This is a genomic window from Pantoea sp. 22096, assembly GCF_052045955.1.
Taxonomy (GTDB): Bacteria; Pseudomonadota; Gammaproteobacteria; order Enterobacterales; family Enterobacteriaceae; genus Pantoea; species Pantoea alfalfae.
This window is the reverse complement of record NZ_JBQEPW010000001.1, coordinates 578,178-597,625: the sequence shown is the minus strand read 5'-3', so window position 1 is coordinate 597,625 and position 19,448 is coordinate 578,178. Positions and strand designations below refer to the sequence as shown.

At 59.6% G+C, this 19,448-nt stretch carries 16 protein-coding genes; all 16 read right to left on the bottom strand.

Going from position 1 to position 19,448, the window contains the following annotated elements:
• Nucleotides 1-15: 15 nt before the first annotated feature.
• Nucleotides 16-462: a GNAT family N-acetyltransferase gene (locus ACTJKZ_RS02595; RefSeq protein ID WP_253419135.1), complete on the bottom strand. Its 447-nt coding sequence runs from the start codon at nucleotides 460-462 to the stop codon at nucleotides 16-18.
• A gap of 252 nt (nucleotides 463-714) precedes the next feature.
• A complete protein-coding gene (locus tag ACTJKZ_RS02590; protein WP_010247853.1) occupies nucleotides 715-1,227 on the bottom strand; it encodes an Lrp/AsnC family transcriptional regulator in 513 nt (170 codons plus the stop codon).
• Between the two features lie 165 nt (nucleotides 1,228-1,392).
• Nucleotides 1,393-2,709: a 4-aminobutyrate--2-oxoglutarate transaminase gene (gene gabT / locus ACTJKZ_RS02585; protein WP_440829184.1), complete on the bottom strand. Its 1,317-nt coding sequence runs from the start codon at nucleotides 2,707-2,709 to the stop codon at nucleotides 1,393-1,395.
• A gap of 113 nt (nucleotides 2,710-2,822) precedes the next feature.
• Nucleotides 2,823-3,956: a M20 aminoacylase family protein gene (locus ACTJKZ_RS02580; RefSeq protein ID WP_440829183.1), complete on the bottom strand. Its 1,134-nt coding sequence runs from the start codon at nucleotides 3,954-3,956 to the stop codon at nucleotides 2,823-2,825.
• A gap of 1 nt (nucleotide 3,957) precedes the next feature.
• The gene (locus ACTJKZ_RS02575) at nucleotides 3,958-4,884 is read right to left on the bottom strand and encodes a 2-hydroxyacid dehydrogenase (protein WP_253419141.1); all 927 of its coding nucleotides are present in this window, start codon (nucleotides 4,882-4,884) and stop codon (nucleotides 3,958-3,960) included.
• Nucleotides 4,884-5,726: a GNAT family N-acetyltransferase gene (locus ACTJKZ_RS02570; protein WP_161735938.1), complete on the bottom strand. Its 843-nt coding sequence runs from the start codon at nucleotides 5,724-5,726 to the stop codon at nucleotides 4,884-4,886. Before ACTJKZ_RS02570 ends, ACTJKZ_RS02575 begins: the two co-directional genes overlap by 1 nt.
• An 11-nt stretch (nucleotides 5,727-5,737) precedes the next feature.
• Nucleotides 5,738-7,069 (bottom strand): NAD(P)/FAD-dependent oxidoreductase, encoded by a 1,332-nt coding sequence (locus ACTJKZ_RS02565; protein ID WP_222925470.1) that lies wholly within the window; start codon nucleotides 7,067-7,069, stop codon nucleotides 5,738-5,740.
• A 138-nt stretch (nucleotides 7,070-7,207) separates the two neighbouring features.
• Nucleotides 7,208-8,872 (bottom strand): ABC transporter ATP-binding protein, encoded by a 1,665-nt coding sequence (locus ACTJKZ_RS02560; RefSeq protein WP_161735939.1) that lies wholly within the window; start codon nucleotides 8,870-8,872, stop codon nucleotides 7,208-7,210.
• Nucleotides 8,869-9,720 carry an ABC transporter permease gene (locus ACTJKZ_RS02555; RefSeq protein WP_161735940.1) on the bottom strand — a complete coding sequence of 284 codons (852 nt, stop codon included), beginning with the start codon at nucleotides 9,718-9,720 and terminating at the stop codon, nucleotides 8,869-8,871. The genes ACTJKZ_RS02560 and ACTJKZ_RS02555 overlap by 4 nt, the downstream gene beginning before the upstream one ends.
• A complete protein-coding gene (locus ACTJKZ_RS02550) occupies nucleotides 9,717-10,673 on the bottom strand; it encodes an ABC transporter permease (protein ID WP_010247875.1) in 957 nt (318 codons plus the stop codon). Before ACTJKZ_RS02550 ends, ACTJKZ_RS02555 begins: the two co-directional genes overlap by 4 nt.
• A gap of 41 nt (nucleotides 10,674-10,714) precedes the next feature.
• Nucleotides 10,715-12,322, bottom strand: a complete 1,608-nt coding sequence (locus ACTJKZ_RS02545) for an ABC transporter substrate-binding protein (protein WP_161735942.1) — start codon at nucleotides 12,320-12,322, stop codon at nucleotides 10,715-10,717.
• An 81-nt stretch (nucleotides 12,323-12,403) separates the two neighbouring features.
• Nucleotides 12,404-13,681: an NAD(P)/FAD-dependent oxidoreductase gene (locus ACTJKZ_RS02540; RefSeq protein ID WP_440829182.1), complete on the bottom strand. Its 1,278-nt coding sequence runs from the start codon at nucleotides 13,679-13,681 to the stop codon at nucleotides 12,404-12,406.
• 10 nt (nucleotides 13,682-13,691) lie between these two features.
• A complete protein-coding gene (locus tag ACTJKZ_RS02535) occupies nucleotides 13,692-14,360 on the bottom strand; it encodes a haloacid dehalogenase type II (protein ID WP_161735944.1) in 669 nt (222 codons plus the stop codon).
• A gap of 27 nt (nucleotides 14,361-14,387) precedes the next feature.
• Nucleotides 14,388-15,857 carry an aldehyde dehydrogenase family protein gene (locus ACTJKZ_RS02530; protein ID WP_440829181.1) on the bottom strand — a complete coding sequence of 490 codons (1,470 nt, stop codon included), beginning with the start codon at nucleotides 15,855-15,857 and terminating at the stop codon, nucleotides 14,388-14,390.
• Between the two features lie 447 nt (nucleotides 15,858-16,304).
• A complete protein-coding gene (locus tag ACTJKZ_RS02525; protein WP_161735946.1) occupies nucleotides 16,305-17,762 on the bottom strand; it encodes an NAD-dependent succinate-semialdehyde dehydrogenase in 1,458 nt (485 codons plus the stop codon).
• Between the two features lie 160 nt (nucleotides 17,763-17,922).
• Entirely contained in the window at nucleotides 17,923-18,882 is a 960-nt protein-coding gene (gene cbl, locus ACTJKZ_RS02520; protein ID WP_013358380.1) for an HTH-type transcriptional regulator Cbl, read from the bottom strand.
• Nucleotides 18,883-19,448: the final 566 nt, after the last annotated feature.

The following is a 19,448-nucleotide window of genomic DNA, read 5'->3' as shown; positions in this document are numbered from 1 at the left end:
GGGTTAACTCCAGTGTCAGGAAGGGGGAAATTCCATCAGCGCCTCGGGATGCTGCACCACACGCCAGCCGAGCCGTTGGTAGACCTGATGCGCATCCTGGGTTGAGAGCATCCAGCGATGCACCGTTTGCAGCTCCGGGTGTTCACGAACACAGGTCGCCAGCCAGCTACCCAGCCCGTGACCACGCCAGTTTTCATCAATTATCACGTCGCACAGCCAGCCAAAGCGGGTGTAGTCGGTGATCAGTCGGGCAAAGCCAATCTGTGCCTGCTGGTGATAGAGGCCAAACGGCAGCGAACCGGCAATCGCCCGCCGGGTTTTCGCTTCCGGCTGGCCTTTGGCCCAGTACGACTTCTCCGCCAGCTGGATGTGGATCCAGGCCAGATCGAGCCGCTGGCGATCGGTAGAGACAGTGAACGCATCGCGCTGCCACTGCTGGTCAGCAATCAGTAATGAGTCCATCACAACTCCTTGTATCGGTTGAATTCAGTGTAAAAGGGTTCGCTCAACGATTGAGGCCGTAGCACGCGACAAAACCGGACAGAGCGACTGAATTTTGGGCAGGGAAAAAATTTTATGCTGAGGGAAAAATCGCAAAGGTTAAAGGGGAAAGGAAGCCCGTCTGTGAACAAAGGTGGGTGGGGGGAACAGCAGACAGAGACAATGCGTGTGGCCGCCCTCTCCACCGGGGAGGTGGCGAGAGGCGACCGCCCGTTATACGCCGAATTCGACTGAGTTATGTTTGCCGATGAGCGAGCGTAATGGCACGCTGCTTTTCATGATCGGGGATTTGATGACGATATAGCTGAAGTACTTATCGATGCCGATCTGCGCGTCGAGCATCTTCTCAATCACTTCCTGGTAATGTTCAATGCTGCGGGTAATAAAGCGCAGCAGATAGTCATAGCCGCCGGTGATCAGATGGCACTCCATCAGTTCATCGACGTCGCGCATCGCACTTTCAAATTTCATAAAATCTTCGCGGCGATGGCCGGACAGGGTGACTTCGGTAAAGACAGTCACTGAATCAGTGATGCGGGTGAGATTAATGTGCGCTTCATAACCGGTGATAAAACCGGCCTGTTCCAGACGTTTGACCCGTTGCAGACAGGGGCTGGGCGAGAGGCCTACGGCGTCGGCGAGGTTAACGTTGCTGATACGGCCATCTTTCTGGAGTTGCACCAGGATGTTGATGTCGATGCGGTCGAGTTTCATTAAGCCGTTCATAGCACCCCCCTCATTGTCAGAGCCTGTTGGGCCAGGCGCGCAATCAAATGTTCAGAACCTCCCGAAGATATAACATGCTTTACCGTAAACGCGCCAGCGCTTCGCAGTGGTTATACCAGCGGGAGATTTTCAAATTACTCTAACAAAATCAATGAGGAATACGGTTTAACCCAGCCGGCCGGTGGCACGTGCCAGCGCAATATCGAAAATATGCAGCGCCTCTTCCAGCTGTGAGTCGGTAGTGACCAGCGGTGCCAGGAAACGGATGGTGTTGCGATGCAGGCCGCACTTAATCAGCAGCAGTCCTTCCTGACAGGCGCTGTCGAGGATCTTCTGGGTCAGCGCCGCATCGGGACGACCGGTTTCGAAATCAAGAATTTCTACCGCCTGCATGAAGCCCACACCGCGCACGTCACCGATGCAGGCATATTTATCCGCCAGCTGTCGCAGACGGGCATTGAGCTGTTCGCCGAGCTGACAGGAACGCTGCAGCAGGTTCTCATGCTCAAACAGATCCAGCACCGCCAGTGCCGCCGCACAGGCCAGTGCGTTGCCGCCATAAGTACCGCCTAACCCGCCAGGCGTCGGTGCCTCCATGATCTCCGCACGCCCCACCACGCCAGAAATCGGCAGCCCCCCGCCCAGGCTTTTCGCCAGCGTGACTAAATCGGGTTTGATACCCAGTTGCTGGAAGGCGAACATCGTGCCGGTACGCCCGAAGCCGGACTGGATTTCATCACAAATCAGCAGAATGCCGTGCTGGCTGGTAATGCGACGCAACGCCTGCATAAATGCCGGGCCAGCGGGCAGGAAGCCGCCGTCGCCCTGAACCGGCTCAATGATAATCGCCGCCACACGCTCCGGCAGGATCTGCACCGCGAATAGCTGCTCCAGCGCCTTCAGGCAGTCCGCTTCCGTCACGCCGTGCAGTGGATTCGGGAAGGGAAGACGATAGATGTCGCCGGGGAACGGGCCAAAGTTCTGTTTGTATGGCGCAGACATGCCGGTCAGGGTGACGCCCAGCAGGGTGCGGCCATGAAACGCGCCATCAAACGCGATAATGCCGGGGCGCTGAGTGTGTGAGCGGGCAATCTTCACCGCATTTTCCACCGCTTCGGCGCCGCTGGTGAAGAAGACACTTTTGTACGCCTCATCGCCACCCACCAGTCTATTCAGCCGCTGCGCCAGCTCAATGTAGCCCGGATAGGCCACCACCTGAAAACAGGCGTGTGACACCAGGCCAAGCTGGCGGGTCACCGCATTGACTACCGCCGGGTGATTGTGACCGACATTCAGCACGCCGATGCCGCCAACAAAGTCGAGATAGCGATTGCCCTCAACGTCCCACACTTCACTGCCTCTGGCGCGTTCAATCACCAGCGGATGGGCGGTCACTACACCGCGCGGCACGTTCTGCTCGCGTGCATCCAGTAACAGGCTGTTATCGGAGTATGCTTGCTGCTCTGCCATGACATTCTGCATTTTAAACCCTCATCCACGTAACGTTCGGTTGGCTCAAGTATCGCAACCCGCTGGTTTCTCACGCTGCCGTAATTTCCGAGGCAGCGGCATTTCCTGTCAAAATCCCGCTGCATTCAGCAGGGAAATTTCTCTGCCAGCGCCTGGCGTACCAGCGCGACAAAAACGTTAACGCCATGCGGGATCAGCGCATCGTTGAAGTCATAAGCGGCATGGTGCAATGGCTTGCAGGGTGCCGATCCCAGCCACAGATAGGCACCGGGACACGCCTGTAACATAAAAGCGAAATCTTCCGAGGTGAGCGCGGGTCTGGCCGCGGTGTCAACCGGTATGCCCGCCTGCGTCAGCGCCTCCAGACAAAACTGCGCTTCCGTCGCGCTGTTAATCGTCGCCGGGTAGTAACGCTGATAGTTCACTTCTGCGCGCAGGCCATGAGCCGCCGTGACGTGCTCCGCCATCTGGCGCAGCCGCACTTCAATCGTATCCTGCGCCGCCGGGCTGAAGGTACGCACCGTGCCGGTGATACTCGCCTCGGCCGGGATCATGTTGTGTGAAAAGCCACCCTGCATCCGTGTGACGGTGAGCAGCGCGGTTTCACACGGGTCGAGTGCGCGTGAAACCAGCGTATTGAGCTGCACCACCAGCTCGCTGGCCGCCAGCAGGGTGTCGCGTGTAAGGTGCGGCTGCGCGGCGTGGCCGCCGCCGCCCAGCACCCTGATATCAAAGCGGTCGGCCGCTGCCATAATCGGGCCAGGGCGGGTCTGTACCTGACCGAGCGGCAGTTCCGGCCAGTTGTGAATGGCGTAGACCGCCTCACAGGGAAAGCGGCTGAAGAGGCCGTCGTCGATCATCGCTTTTGCACCCGCCAGTCCCTCTTCAGCAGGCTGGAAGATAAAGCAGACGCTGCCGTCAAAGCTGACGTCCCGCGCCAGTTTTTCAGCGGCACCCAGCAGCATCACGGTGTGACCATCGTGGCCGCAGGCGTGACTCACCTGCTCTGCCTGACTTTGCCATTCCGTGCCGCCTTGATCCTGCATCGGCAGCGCATCCATATCGGCGCGCAGGCCAATCATGCGTTCACTGGTGCCCTTTTTCAGTATCCCGACCACGCCGGTTTTACCGATGCCGCGATGCACCTCGATGCCCAGCTGGTGCAGGAAGTTCGCCACGATGTCGCTGGTGCGCTGCTCCTGAAAACCCAGCTCCGGGTGCACATGCAGGTCGCGGCGCAGTACCACTAAATGTTCCATCTTAATATCCTCGCGAACGGTCAATCTCACCGTGCAGCGGCTCACCACGCTGGTAGCGCCGCAGATTCTCCAGCAGGGCCGCAATGGCACTCTCATTCTGCGTCTGGCTGGCAATGTGCGGCGTCAGCCAGATGGCGGGATGGTGCCAGAAGGGATGGCCCGGCGGTAACGGCTCCGGATCGGTGACGTCAATGACGGCGGCGCGGAGCTGACCGCTCTCCAGCGCCTGCAGCAGATCATCATGATTCAGCTGCGGGCCGCGTCCGGCCTGTACCAGCGCCGCGCCGTGCGGTAGCTGGCTGAACAGGGACTGATTCAGCAAACCCTGGGTGGTGTCGGTCAGCGGCAGCAGGCAGACCAGAATCTCGCTGTGCGCCAGGAAGTCAGCGAGTTGATCCGCGCCGTGCCAGCAGCGCACACCGGGGCACTCGCGCGGTGTGCGGCTCCAGCCTGCGCAGTCAAAGCCCAGCGCCACCAGCCAGGCTAACGCGGCCTGCCCCAGTTCGCCAAGCCCCATCACGCCGACCCGACGCTGCCCGGCAGGTATGGCTGCATGAGGCTGCCACTGTTGCTGGCGTTGCTGATGGAAATAGCGCGGCATGTCGCGATGCAGACCGAGCACCGCGAAGGTGACATATTCCACCATGCCCTGCGTCAGGCCTGGCTCGATCATTCTGATTACCGGCAGGTCGGGCGGCAGCGTGCTGAAGTCAAACTGATCGGCACCGGCCCCCACCGAGAACAGCAGTTTCAGGCGGGGAAACAGCGCCGGAATGTCAGCTGGTGGCTGCCAGGCGACCAGCGCCTCAACCTGCTCCGGATCACCGGTCTCCGGCCAGAGATGCAGCTGAATATCAGGCGCATGTTCCGCCAGCCAGCGCTGCCAGATCCGGCCTCGTTCCGGCTCCGATTTATAGACGATATGCATCAGGCCATCGCCTGCGTCATCAGTCCAAATGCGTGCATACCCTGCGGCGTCCAGGGCGTGCCGCGCACCATGGTGGTGGGCGCATCGACCTGAGGGATACCAAGACGTTCAAGCCAGGCTGCCATCGGCAGCGCGGCATCGGTGTCGATGCGCAGAAACTCACCCTGCAGCGACTGCATCAGCGAGGCGACCAGCGCCTGAGCCATCGGGAAATCCGCCGCTATCACCGGGCCAATCGCCCAGCCGTGACCAAAGCGGCGCAGGCTGGCGAAGCCCTGAATCCGCTGTGCCGCGTCCTCTAAGAGCACCGTCTGGCAGTCGCGCACTAAATGCTCAATCAGCGCCGGACGATGCATGCCGTGTGCCTGCTGATCCAGCGTGACCAGCGTGTCACGATCGGCTACTGTCGCCGGGCGCAGTTTCAGCCCCGCAGGGATCACCACCTCTGGCAGCGTGGTGACTGCACGCGTCTGGTGCTGACGGATCTCACCGCAGCTGACAAAGCCGAGTTTTTCATACAGCCCTTTGCCCATTTCGGTGGCATGCAGACGCACGTTAACGTCGGGCAGTTTTTCCAGCTGCGCCAGCATCAGCTGCTTGCCGAGGCCGCGTCCCTGCTGCTGGTTATCGATAATCACCAGTCCCACCGTGGCGGCACGGTCACCCCAGCGCCAGAGCACAGCGCTGCCCATCAGTTTGCCCTGCTCTTCTATTACTGTGCCTTCGCCCAGTTGTAACGCCAGCTGCCAGTCTTCACGTCGGTGGGGCCATTTCAGCGCCTGCGTTAAGGCGAAACATGGGTCGAGATCGTCTGGCGTCATTGCGCGTATTGTCAGGCTCATTCGCGTTCTCCTTACATCATGCCTGGCGTGTCAAGTCCGCTGCCGTCAACCAGACGGCTGTAGCGGTAAGGGGTCGGATCAACGATGGGTGTGGCGTCGGTCGCCAGATCGGCGGCCAGTCGTCCGGCACCCGGTCCGATACCGAAACCGTGGGCGCTGTAACCCGCCGAGAGCACCAGCCCCGGCAGTTTCGCCACGGTGGAGATAACCGGAATGGCGTCCGGGGTGCTGTCAATCATGCCGCCCCATGACTGCGCCAGCCGGAGATTCGCCAGCGCCGGGTATTCACGCCGCATTGCCGCCAGTCCTTCTTCCACGATTTTTGCATCCGCTGCCGGATCGAGAATGCGCATCCGCTCAAACGGCGACTCGCGGTCGAATGACCAGCCCCCCATCGCCTCAGGGCCGTTGAAGAACGGTGACAGGCCGAGATTCAGGGTCAGATTCTTGCGGCGGCTCTTAAAGGTCGGATAGAACTGACGGGCATAGCGCAGCCCCTGTGCGCCCGGCTCCAGACGACCACGACCAGATACTGACACGGTATAGCTGCCATCCATTTGTGGGCGACAGGCGAAGCCCGGTGTGTAGAGCGGCATGGCGATCGCCTGCTCAATGGGCTGCGTGCGGAAGGCCGTGCCAATCACGTTGCCCAGCGGCAGGTCGATGCCGTGACGACGGCAGAACATGGAGGTCCAGGCCCCGGCGGCACAGATAACCCGGCTGGTTTTGATCAGACCGCGCTCGGTCCAGACGCCGCTGACCCGTCCGGCGGCGATATCCAGTCCCCGCACGGCGCACTGCTGAAACAGCAGTGCACCCTTTTTCTGCGCGCCAGCCACCAGCCCAGGCGCCGCCAGGCGCGGCTCGGCGTGACCATCGGTGGGCGACGAGAGACCGCCCAGCCAGTTTGTGGTGCTGCCGGGCGTCATCGCTTTAGCCTGCTCTGCGGTGAGAATCGAACTGCGCATGCCATAGCCTTTCGCCATCTGGTTCCACTTATCCCAGGCCGCGATATCCGACTCTTCCTGCGTGGCGTAAACCAGCCCGCTGCGGCGGAAACCCAGCTCTTCGCCGGTTTCTTCACTGAGCTCCCCCCAGCGTTGCAGCGCATAGATAATCAGCGGCAGCTCACGCTCATCACGGTTTTGCTGGCGGCACCAGCCCCAGTTGCGGCTTGACTGCTCAGCGCCGACCAGTCCTTTTTCAATCAGCACCACCTTCACTCCCTGCTTCGCCAGCTCCCAGGTGGCGGCGGCACCGGCGATACCGGCGCCAATCACCACCACATCGGCGGAATCGGGAAAGTCAGCACTGTCCTGTACATAACGAATCGGTGCGGGCATAACAAGATGACCTCTGTTGTCAGTATCGGGTCTGGCGCAGAGCGACGTCGCCGCTGTACGCTGACCCACGCCGCCTGCCTTGCACATCAGTACTATGCAGACGGATAAATTCAGTTGCCCGTAAGGCTCAGCGGCAACTCACTCCGCTTTTAAAATCTCTTCATGCTCATCCAGCCAGCCCTGCCGCAGCTCCGGCACTGCGCGCTTCAGCCGCTCGAAATACAACTCGCTGGTCGGCTTGTCGTAGTCGTTGCGTGCCAGCTGGGTGACGATGCGACCGCTTTTCATCACCACAATTTCGTCGCACACCGCGCGCACCGCATGCATGTCGTGGCTGATGAAGATCACGGAAAGCCCCAGTTCGCGGCGCAGTTCGCTGATTAAGTCGAGGACGGCGGCGGCGACCACAGTATCCAGCGCTGAGGTCACTTCATCACACAAAATCAGATCCGGCTCCGCTGCCAGCGCACGCGCCAGGTTGACGCGCTGCTTCTGACCGCCGGAGAGTGCCCAGGGACGCCGCCACAGTACGCTGCGTGGCAGCTGCACCAGATCCAGCAGCTGATAAAGTCGCTGCTGTCGGGCTGCGCCGCTCAGGCCGTGAAACAGCGTTAGCGGGCGCGACAGGATGCGCTCAACGCTATGGGCCGGATTCAGCGCGGTATCTGCCATCTGGAACACATACTGAATGCGCCGCAGCTCGTTGTCAGGACGTTTCTGCATATCGCCGGCAATATAGTGGCCGTTAAACAGGATATGCCCGTGGCTCGGCGCGTTGAGACCAGCAATGGCATGAGCCAGCGTCGTTTTGCCTGAACCTGACTCGCCGATGATGCCAATCGCCTGCCCTTTCCACAGCTTAAGGTTAATCTCCTCCAGAATGCGTATTTTTGGCTGGCCGTCGCTGCCGCGCGGACCGTAACCGGCATAGAGATCGCGCACTTCCAGCAGCGGCTGAATATCGGCGGCAGCCGGACACCAGTTGCTGGGCCGCTCTTTCTGCCGCGCTGCGTCCATCAGCAGCCGCGTGTACTCTGCCTGCGGCGCGCCAATCAGGTGCGCGGTGCTGCCATACTCCGCCATTTTACCGCGCAGCAGCACCAGAATCCGGTCAGCCATCTGAGCCACCACGGCCAGATCGTGACTGACGTAAATCGCGGTGACGCCGCGCTGCACCACCACGCGGCGAAACGCCTTCAGCACTTCCACCTGCGTGGTAACATCCAGTGCGGTCGTAGGCTCATCAAGGATCACGACGTCGGGATCGCCAATCAGCGCCATCGCCGTCATCAGACGCTGTAACTGACCACCCGACACCTGGTGCGGGAACCGGTCACCAATGGTCCCGGGATTGGGCAGCGCCAGCTCACGGAACAGGCCGATCGCTTTCGCTTTCGCGTCTTTACGGGTCATCGTGCCGTGAATAACCACCGGCTCAATCACCTGGTCGAGGATCTTCATGCCCGGATTAAATGACGCCGCCGCGCTCTGGGCGATATAGGCGACTTTATTGCCGCGAAACGCGCGCAGCTGGCCCGGTGTCAGACTGTTAATGTCGGTGCCGGCAACGTGAATATTGCCCTCGGCGATGCGGCAGCCGCTGCGGGCATAGCCCATCAGCGCCATCGCGATAGTGGTTTTCCCGGAGCCGGATTCGCCAATCAGCGCCAGCACCTCGCCCTTCTGCACCGTGAAGTGAATGTCGGAAACGAGGTCGATCTCTTCGCCGCGATCGGTCTGCGCGGTAACGCGCAGTTTATCCACCGAAATCACCGGCATGGCGGTATGTGGTGTCACGTTCATGCTCCCTCCTTCGCCAGCGTCATCGGACGCATCGCCTGCAGGCTGTCTATAAACAGGTTGGCGCCAATGGTCAGGCTGGCAATCGCCAGCGCGGGCATCAGTACCGCGGGCGAGCCATCAAACAGCCCCTGCATATTTTCACGTACCAGCGTGCCCCAGTCAGCGTACGGCGGCTGCACTCCCAGGCCAAGGAAGCTCAGGCCGCTTAGCAGCAGCACGATGTAGACAAAGCGCAGGCCAAAGTCCGTCAGCATCGGGTGCACCATGTTAGGCAGGATATCGTGAAGGGCGATATACCAGCGGCTTTCGCCCCGCAGCCGTGATGCCCGGACGTAGTCCATGCTGCGCAGCGAGCTGGCCATGGCAAACGCGATGCGGAATGCGCCCGGCCAGTAGGTGAATACCGCCGTGAGGATCAGCATGGGCAGCGAGGAGCCAAACACCGCGACAATCATCAGCGACAGCACTTTGCCCGGCAGCACCAGCAGGGCATCGTTGACGCGGCCCAGCAGCTCCTCCAGCCAGCGTCCCGTTACCGCCGCCAGCAGCGCCAGCAGCGTGCCGATCAGGCTGGCCAGCAGTGCCGCACTCAGCGCCAGACCGATGGAGAACTTCGCGCCGTAGAGAATACGGCTCAGCATGTCGCGTCCCAGGTAGTCGGTCCCCAGCAGGTTATCCGCCGTCATGCCGCCCATCAGCGGACCGCCGCCGATGTCATCAATGCTGTGCGGAGCCAGTGGCGTGCCAAACACCGCCATCAGCAGCCAGAACAGCGACATGATGAGACCCAGCCGGCCTGACCAGGAGAGCGACTGTAAGAAACGCCAGGGCAACAAGAGAGTATTCATGCGCTTCTCCATTTCGGGTTAAAGGCGATAGTCAGTATGTCGGCCGCCAGCAGCAGAACCAGGTAGCAGGCGGCGAACAACATCACGCAGAGCTGCACCACCGGCAGGTCGCGATTACTGACCGCATCCACCAGCTGGCTGGCCAGACCGGGATAGCTGAAGATGGTTTCGATGATGATCACGCCGCCAAACAGGTAGGAGAGGCTGAGTGAAATCGCATTGGCGATCGGGCCAACCGCGTTGGGTAGCGCATGACGCAGCACGGCGCGGAGCGGCGATACCCCTTTCAGCAGCGCCATCTCCAGGTAGGGGCTGTCGAGCTGGTTGATAATGGCGGCTCGCGTCATACGCGCCATCTGCGCCACCAGCACGCAGCAGAGCGTCAGCACCGGCAGCGCATAGGCTTTGAGGTAACTCAGCAGGTCGCTATCCGGACTGCCGAACGACATCGCCGACACCCAGTGCAGCTTCACGGCAAAAATCAGCACCGCTACCGTCGCCACCAGAAACTCCGGCACGGCCACCGTCGCCATGGTGCCGATAACCAGGGCCCGGTCGAGCCGGGAACCGCGATTCATCGCCGCAATAATGCCGATAATCAGCGCCAGCGGCACGCAGATCAGCGTGGTGATGCCCGCCAGTTCAAAGGTGGCGGGAATGCGCTGCGCCACCAGCTGCGAGACCGGCAAATGGCTGGCAAACGAGGTGCCAAAGTCGCCCTGCACCATGCCTGTCAGCCAGTGGAAGTAGCGCATCAGCAAAGGCTGATCGAGACCCAGTTGCTGCCGTAACGCCGCCACCGTTTCCGGTGTGGCATTCTGGCCAAGGATCATCTGCGCCGCGTCACCCGGCAGCAGGCTGGTGATGAAAAACACCACCGCCGAGACGATAAGCAACGTCAGGATGCCAGCACCAATGCGCCGGGCAATCAGGAACAGCATGTATCGGTTCATCGGCGAACTCCTTATGAATAGCCTGATGGGACAGGCTGAGATCAGGCGGTCAGCCAGGCAAACTCATGGAAGCGATAGCCCATCATCATGCCTGACGGCCAGGCTTCGACCCCTTTAACCTTTTTGTTGTAGCCATCGGTGGAGCTGATAAAGGTCGGGATGATCGTGCCGCAGTGGTCATAAATCAGCGTCTGCATATCGCCATACATCTGCTTGCGCTTTGCCTGATCGCGTTCCCCTCGCGCGGCAACCACCAGCTGATCAAACTGGGGATTTTTCCAGCCCGATTCATTATTCGGTGCGGTAGAGAGATAAAACTGTGAGAAGAGCATGTCGAGCGTCGGACGCGGATTTATCGAGCCATATCCCACCGGATCTTTCATCCAGTGCGAAGACCAGTAACCGTCATACGGCACACGTCGCACTTTTACATTCAGCCCTGCCCCGCGCGCCATCTGCTGGATCATCTGCCCCCCTTCGTTCGCCCCTTCAATGTTGGGCGTCGTGATGATCTCTACTGTCGCGCCAGCCATACCCGCTTTTTTAATGTGGAACTTCGCTTTTTCTATGTCGAGCGGACGCGGTTTGAGGTCGGCGTTGTAGAGCGGATGCCACGGCGGCACCGGCGTGTCATTACTGACGTCGCCATAACCCTGCAGTACCGTTTTCACCAGCATGTCGCGCGGCTGCAGATATTTCATCGCCAGCACAAAGTCTTCGTTGTTACCCGGTTTCACGTCGGTGCGGATAATCAGGTTGGTGTACATGCCTGATTTGCTCTCCAGTATGCCAAACTCGCTGCTGGCTTTAATGCGTTTGCAGTCTGCGGCTGTCAGGGTGGAGACCATCTGCAGATCGCCCGACATCAGGGCATTGACGCGTGCTGCACCGTCGGTAACGCCAATCAGCTCCACCTCATCCAGGTGCGGCAAGCCGGGCTTGTAGTAATGGGGATTTTTGGTGCCGATGGTGCGTGTGCCTGGCATAAAGGTTTTGCAGACAAACGGACCGGTGCCGATGCCTTTGCTGAAGTCGGTGGTGCCGTCTTTGACAATCAAAAAAGGCGGCGTCGCCAGCATGTAAGGGACGTCAAAGTTGGCGCTATTCAGCTCCAGCTGCACCTCGTTATCATTGACTGCGCTGAAGGTTTTGAACTGATCGGCCAGCTTAAAGGCGATTGAGGCGATAGCCGGATCTTTGTGTCGGCTGAGCGAGAAGATCACATCTTTAGCGGTCAGCGGTTTGCCATCATGGAAGGTGACGCCCTTCCGCAGTTTAATATGCCAGGTGATGCCGTCGCTGGACTCCAGTGATTCGGCCAGCGCCGGTTGCGCCATCAGGTTTTTGTCCAGTTCGGTCAGGCCGCTGTAGAACATGAACTGACGGGTATAGTCCGCGCTGTTGTTACTTTTCGCCGGATCGAGCGTGTCGGTAGCGGAAGCATTCGACATTGCCGCCCGCACTTTACCGCCTTTGACCGGCTTGTCGTCCGCCAGTGCCGCCCCGGAAAAGCCCACCAGCCCGCTGCTCATCACCGCACCAGCGGAAAGCATTTTCATCAGGCTGCGACGTGACAGCGATCCTTCGGTGATCATGCGCGTCAGTGCCGGATTTACCGCATCAGCGTCGTTATTATCAAATTTACTCATCTCTCTACCCTCAATAGTCAGGCGAACCGGGATCATGTTCTGGCGGTGCTGGCAACCTGGCGGCCAGCACCCGACGGGACGTTAAGAAAGGCGATCCTTTGCTTTGTAATAGAGTCCTGCGAGCGGTAAAAACCATGGCTTGCCGTGATAACCGGGCAGCGCGGGCCATGCGTCGCGCTGCCAGGGATTTTCAGTGCGCTTTTCGGCCAGCAAATCGGCCATTACCCGTCCCATCCACACCGACATCTGCGTGCCGTGGCCGCTGTAGCCCAGTGAATAGAACAGGCCATCCTGTTCACCCGCGTGCGGCAGACGGTCGGCCGTCATATCGACCATGCCTCCCCAGCAGTACTCCACCTCTGCCTGGCCGAGCTGTGGCAGCATCTGCGTCATCGCGTGGCGCAGGATCTCGCCGCTGCGCGAATCCGAGGTTGGGTTACTGACCGCAAACCGCGCCCGCCCGCCAAACACCAGTCGGCTGTCGGCAGTGGTGCGGAAGTAGTTGCCGATATTCAGCGATGTCACATAGGTCCGATTATGGGGCAGCGCCTGGCGCAGCAGCGCCGGGTCGAGCGCTTCCGTCACCACAATAAAGCTGCCGACCGGCACGATGCGGCGCTGAAACCAGGGGAAAGGGCCGATGTTGGAGCAGCCCGTCGCCATCAGCACTTTATCCGCCAGAAGGGTGCCCTGCGCGGTGTGAATCCGGTGCTGATAGCCCTTCAGACGTTCCAGCTTCGTCACGGCGTGGTGCGGGTAAATTTTCGCCCCGCTGCGGGCGGCGGCTTCAGCCAGCCCAATGCCAAACTTGCCCATGTGCATCTGACCGCCACGCTTCTGCAGCAGGCCGCCGTGGAATTTGTCACTGGCGATTTCGTCGCGCACTGCCGTTTTGTCGAGCAGTTCGATCTCGGGGTCCACAGTGCGACGCATCAGTTCATAGGCTTCCCGTAGCCCGGCGACATGCGATGCTTTGCTGGCGAGCTTGAGTTTGCCGCACAGACGGAAGTCGCAGTCGATCGCTTCAGCCTGAATCAGTTGCTGGACGTAGCTCACCGCGTCGTCAAATGCCCGGTAGAAGCGGCTGGCCTGCTCCAGACCCTGACTCGCCACCAGCGAGGCGAAGTTCTGCGCCACACCGGTATTGCAGTGACCGCCGTTGCGGGCCGATGCCTGGCTCATGACGTCGCCACTCTCCAGCAGCACCACGCTGATGCCGCTGCGCGCCAGGTTAAGTGCTGCCGAAACGCCGGTGAAGCCGCCGCCAATCACCACCACGTCCGCCTGGGCGGGCAGCGGTTCGCGGGCAGCACCGGTAAAGGCGGGTGCCGTGGCCTGCCAGAACGATTCCAGTTTCATGGGGAGTTCCTCAGAGTCCGACGACGCCAGGCAGGCCGCCGATATCTTTGATTTCGGTGTACTGGTAGTACGGGTTCGCCGGTTCATGACCACGGTTGACCCAGACTTTGTTTTTGATGCCGAGATCGTAGGCGGTCATCAGGTCATAGCGGAAGCTGGAGGAGACGTGCAGGATCTCTTCCGGACCACAGCCAAGCTTATCCAGCATGTACTCGAAGCCCTTCATCTGCGGTTTATAAGCGCCTGCCTCTTCTGCCGTGATGGTCATGTGAATGGGCGCGCCCAGACGCGGTACATGGTGCGGGATGAGGTCTTTCATCGAATTGGTCAGCAGCACCAGCGGAAACGCCTTAGCGACTTTTGCCAGTCCGGCCGGCACGTCGGGGTGCGGACCCCAGCTGGCGCAGTCGGTGTAGATAAAGTCGCTGTCGGCTTTGTCCCACTTAATGCCCCACTTTTTGCAAGTGCGCTGTATCGCATTACTGACCACGTCGTAATAGGGTTTCCATGCGCCGAGCACCTCATCCAGCCGGTAGCTGGCAAAGTCGGCGGTAAACGCGTTCATCGCATCCGGGTCGACGCGGTCGCTGAAACAGCGTTGTGCCGCACCGGCCATATCGAAGCGAATCAGCGTGCCGTAACAGTCAAACGTGATGAATTTCGGTTTAAACAGTGCCATGTAACACCCTCGTCTTGTCAGTTGCGCTTAGAAATCGATGAGTACGCTTTTCTGGCGCTGGCAGGCCTGAAACGCCTGACGCCCTAAATCTTTACCAATGCCGGAGCCGAGAAAACCGCCTGTGGGAATGATGAAGTCGCCGGAGCGACCATAGCGATTGATCCAGACAGTGCCCGCGTCGATGGCGCGCATCGCCCGCAGCGCGCGCGGCAGGCTTAGGGTGTGAACACCGGCGCAGAGGCCATAGGTGTCGTGCGCAGCCATCGCCAGGCCCTGCTCTTCATCATCAAACGTCTGTACCGTCAGCACCGGACCAAAAATTTCCTGCTGTACCGCCGGGTTATCCTGCGCCACATGGCTCAGCAGCGTCGGCTGCCAGAACCAGCCGCCTTGGGTGTCGGCAAAGCGCTCTCCACCCACCAGCACCTCTGCGCCCTGCGCTTTTGCGGCTTCAATGACCGAGCAGACTTTATTGCCCTGGCGTTCATCGATCAGCGGCGCGTAGCGGCTGCCTTCCTGCCAGGTGACGCCCGGTTTCACTTCCCGGCAAAGCTGGGCCAGTCGCTCAACCAGCGGATCGGCAATGTTGCGCTGCACAATAAGACGGGTGCCCGCTACACAGGCCTGACCACCGTTGGCGGTGAAGCCGCGCAGAATGCGCTGAGCCAGCACATCAAGGTCACCGGCATCATCAAACACCAGCTGCGGGCTTTTGCCGCCCAGCTCCAGCGTCACCGGTTTCATGCCGTGCTGCGCGGCATCACTCATGATGCGCGCGCCGGTCAGGGTCGAGCCGGTAAACGAGACTTTGCGCACCAGCGGATGTTTCACCAGCGCGCTGCCGGTCACCGCGCCACTGCCCTGCACAATGTTCAGCACGCCCGCTGGCAGGCCCGCCTGAATCGCCAGTTCGGCCATGCGCACCGTTGAAAACGGGGTCAGTTCAGAGGGTTTCAGCACGACCGCATTGCCTGCTGCCAGCGCGGGTCCGCATTTCCACGACGCCATCGACAGCGGGAAATTCCACGGGGTAATCGCGGCGATGACGCCATAGGGTTCCGCAATCAGCATGCCGAGGCTGCTGTCGCGGGTGGGAAAGAGATCGCCACTGTATTTGTCGGCGCATTCGGCATAGAAGCGAATCGCCTCGGCGGTAAATGGAATTTCGTGCAGCACCACGTCGCTGATGGGTCGCGTTGAGCCCAGCGCTTCCAGTTGAGCCAGTAGCGTATCCTGCTCGATCAAATCGGCCCAACGGCGTAAGACGCGACCACGTTTACGCGGCGGACAGCCTGACCAGCCGCTGGTTTTTAGCGCCTGATGCGCGACGGTGACGGCACGATCAACATCCTGCGGCATGGCATCCTGCAGCGTGGCATAGACGCTGCCATCAGAGGGACGTTTAACCTCGAAGGCCGCGCCCTGGCTCTGGCAATGCTGGCCGCCAATATAATGGCCAGCCGGAAGAGAAACTTTTTCAGGGTCGAAACTTAACATGGAAGAATTCCTTATTTGTAACACCCATCAGTTGCTGGCTTATTAGCGTTTTTAACTGGCATTTTATGCGCTGTTAATAAGCTAATGCAGAAAGTATGCCAGCCGGGCAAAAAATAAAAATGCGTTTAAAACAGCGCAAAAAAATTTTCTGCCGTATTACCGGGATAATTTTTGTGGATTTGCCGAACAATTAAACAGATGATTTATTTCACAAAATTTATGCGCCCTGCTGGTGCAACCTGCACGGAAATTGCACCAAAGCGGATATTCCGGGTCAGGCTGCCCACTTTTGCGCTCATGCCCCGCCAATTTACCGACCCGCCTCACATCCCTGATAAATTCTTTACTTTTTAAAGAGGATTATTTGACGCCGCAGAATTTATTCTGTGCGCCAGGCGAAAAAAAACGCCAGCCGGATTTTCCGGCTGGCGTTGGGGTCATATTTAATTACAGACTGCCAATGTGAAACGTTTTCTGTTCCAGATATTCATCCATTCCGTAGCGGGATCCTTCCCGGCCAATACCGGAAAGTTTCACGCCACCAAACGGCGCAACCTCAAGAGAAATCGCGCCGGTATTGAAGCCGACCATGCCAAACTCCAGCGCTTCCGCCACCCGCCAGGCGCGCCGGATATTTTCGGTAAAGAAGTAGGCGCCCAGGCCGTATGGCGTGTCGTTCGCCATCGCGATCGCCTGCTCTTCATCATCAAAAATAAACAGCGGCGCGACCGGGCCGAACGTCTCTTCATGGGCGATGCGCATGCTGGACGTGACCTCGCCGAGCACCGTGGGCTGAACAAAAGTGCCGTTGCCCTGGCTGATGCCGCCGGTCAACAGCGTAGCTCCCTGACTCAGCGCATCATCAATGTGACCGTTCACTTTCTCCACCGCGCGGCTGTTGATCAGCGGGCCAATGGTACTGTCGGGTGCAAAGCCATCGCCCACTTTCAGGGTGGCGACCGCCTCCAGCAGTCTTGCGGTAAAGCGTGGATAGATGTTGCGCTGCACCAGAATGCGGTTGGCGCAGACGCAGGTCTGCCCGGCATTGCGGAACTTGCTGAGCATGACGCCCGCGACCGCAATCTCAATGTCGGCATCATCGAACACGATCAGCGGGGCGTTGCCACCCAGTTCCAGGCTCAGACGTTTGATGCTGTCAGCGCTCTGCTGCATTAATAACTGCCCGATGCGGGTCGAGCCGGTAAAGGAGATTTTACGCACCGTACGGCTACTGGTCAGTGCCGCGCCAATCTCCGTGGGCAGGCCGGTCAGCACCTGCAATACGCCTGACGGAAAACCGGCACGCTCTGCCAGTACCGCCAGCGCCAGTGCCGAGAGCGGCGTTAACTCAGAGGGTTTGACAACAATCGGGCATCCGGCGGCCAGTGCGGGAGCCACCTTGCGGGTGATCATCGCAATCGGGAAGTTCCAGGGTGTGATGGCGGCGGCAACGCCTACCGGCTGTTTCAGCACCAGAATGCGCCGGTCGTCGCTGGGCGCGGGAATAGTGTCGCCATAGATACGGCGCGCCTCTTCCGCGAACCATTTCACAAAACTGGCCCCGTAGAGCACTTCACCTCTGGCTTCCGCCAGCGGTTTTCCCTGCTCGGCAGTCATGATGATTGCCAGGTCGTCAGCATGTTCAATAATCAGCTGATGCCATTTTTCCAGCAGTGCGGCACGGCTGGCGTTAGGGGTTTTGCCCCAGCTGATGCGTACCGTTTCCGCATAGGCTATCGCCTGCTCTGTTTCCGCACGGCCCAGCGCCGGAATAGTCGCCAGCGTTTCGCCCGTGGCGGGATCGGTAACCGGCAGCGTGGCACCCTGATGCGCATCCTGCCAGCGTCCGGCAAACAGCGCCTGCTGGCGCAGCAGATCGCTGTCTTTAAGTTGTAATCGCGACATAACATCCCCTTGTGGTCAGCTGATTCCACTTTATCGCGCCGTGTCAGCGCAGGATGTTGTTGTGCGGGGTCAGAAAGGTCGCTAAGCGAGTTTTTCGCGGTGATTTGAAATTTTATGCTGTGCGGAAATGGGCGCGCATCCGGCGGGATGCGCACGCGCTTTAAATCTGGAAGTCGATAACCGGTTCGTCGTCATTACTGTAGGAGAGCGCCTGCCGTTTGATCTCCTCCAGCGACAGGTTAGCGTTGCAGAGCTCCAGGAACTGCCAGACGTAATTACGCTGCAGCTGACCCCGCTTGAGGCCGAGCCAGACGGTGCTGGCATCAAACAGATGTGTGGCGTCGATGCGTACCAGCTCTTCACTCTCTTCGGTTTCACACGCCTGATCGGCCAGTATCCCGACGCCCAGACCAAGTTTAACGTAGGTTTTCACTACGTCGGAGTCCTGGGCGCTGAGCACGATATCCGGTTTTAAGCCCGCCGACTGGAAGGCACGGTCAACCCGCGAACGGCCGGTGATACCCTGGCGGTAAGTAATAAGAGGATAACGGCTGAGGGTGCTCAGTGAAACCGGTTGATTCTGCACCAGTTCATGATCTTTCGGCACCAGCAATGCGTGATGCCAGCTGAACCAGGGGAATGCCGCCAGACTGCTGTTATTAACCAGCATTTCACTGGCGATGCCGATATCCGCTTCACCCGCCAGCAGCATGGTGACAATTTCCTGTGGCGATCCCTGATTGAGTTCCAGCCGGACGTTGGGGTAGAGCTGACGAAACGCTTTGATGATTTTCGGCAGGCTGTAGCGCGCCTGAGTGTGGGTAGTGGCGATGGTCAGAATGCCGCTGGTTTCATTGGTAAAAACATCGGCCAGACGTCGTACCTTCCCCGCTTCATCGAGGATGCGTTCGGCGATGGTCAGCAGCGCTTTACCCGGTTCGGTCATTCCCAGCAGGCGCTTACCGCGACGGATAAAGATCTCAACACCCAGTTCATCTTCCAGGTCACGAATATGCCGACTGACACCTGACTGAGAGGTAAACAGCGTATTAGCGACTTCCGTTAAATTAAACTCACAGCGGGCCGCCTCGCGGATGATTTTAAGCTGCTGGAAATTCACGGTATTTACCTCCCTTTACATAATCTGATTCCCCGATGTTAAGAACTATTATTGATAACAGGAAATACTAAAAAATTTGGCTTTATGAATTTAGGGAATAACGGGGTGGGGCTGAGGTTGTGCGAACATGCTGAGATGATTGGCCTGGCAGCCCGGGCTTAACAGGTGTTCGCTGCGCGAATGGCTGCTGCAGAGCTGAAGCTGGAGTGTTCGCTGCGCGAACGGGCTGGCAGCAGAGCTGATGCTGCGGTTTGTTCGCTGCGCGAACGGGCTATGAGAGGGGTTTCGTTCGCCTGAGAAGTTGGGCAGTTTCAGACCCGCCTCTGCAGGCGACCGACAAGGGGCCGCCAGTCGCCGCGCCCCCTTGCCCCCCGGCTCCGGCCTGCTTCACCGCCGCTTCGCGGTCCCTTCGCTTCTTCCGGATTTCTGACGGACCAGCAGGACGCGCCATCCCTGGCGCGAACCCGCCTCTTCGCGACATCCCTGTCGCTCGTCCTGAAATCCCTTATCCGCTCAGCGGTTCTGACGGCCTCCCCACCCCCTCGCTGTTATCTCTTCTCTCAACG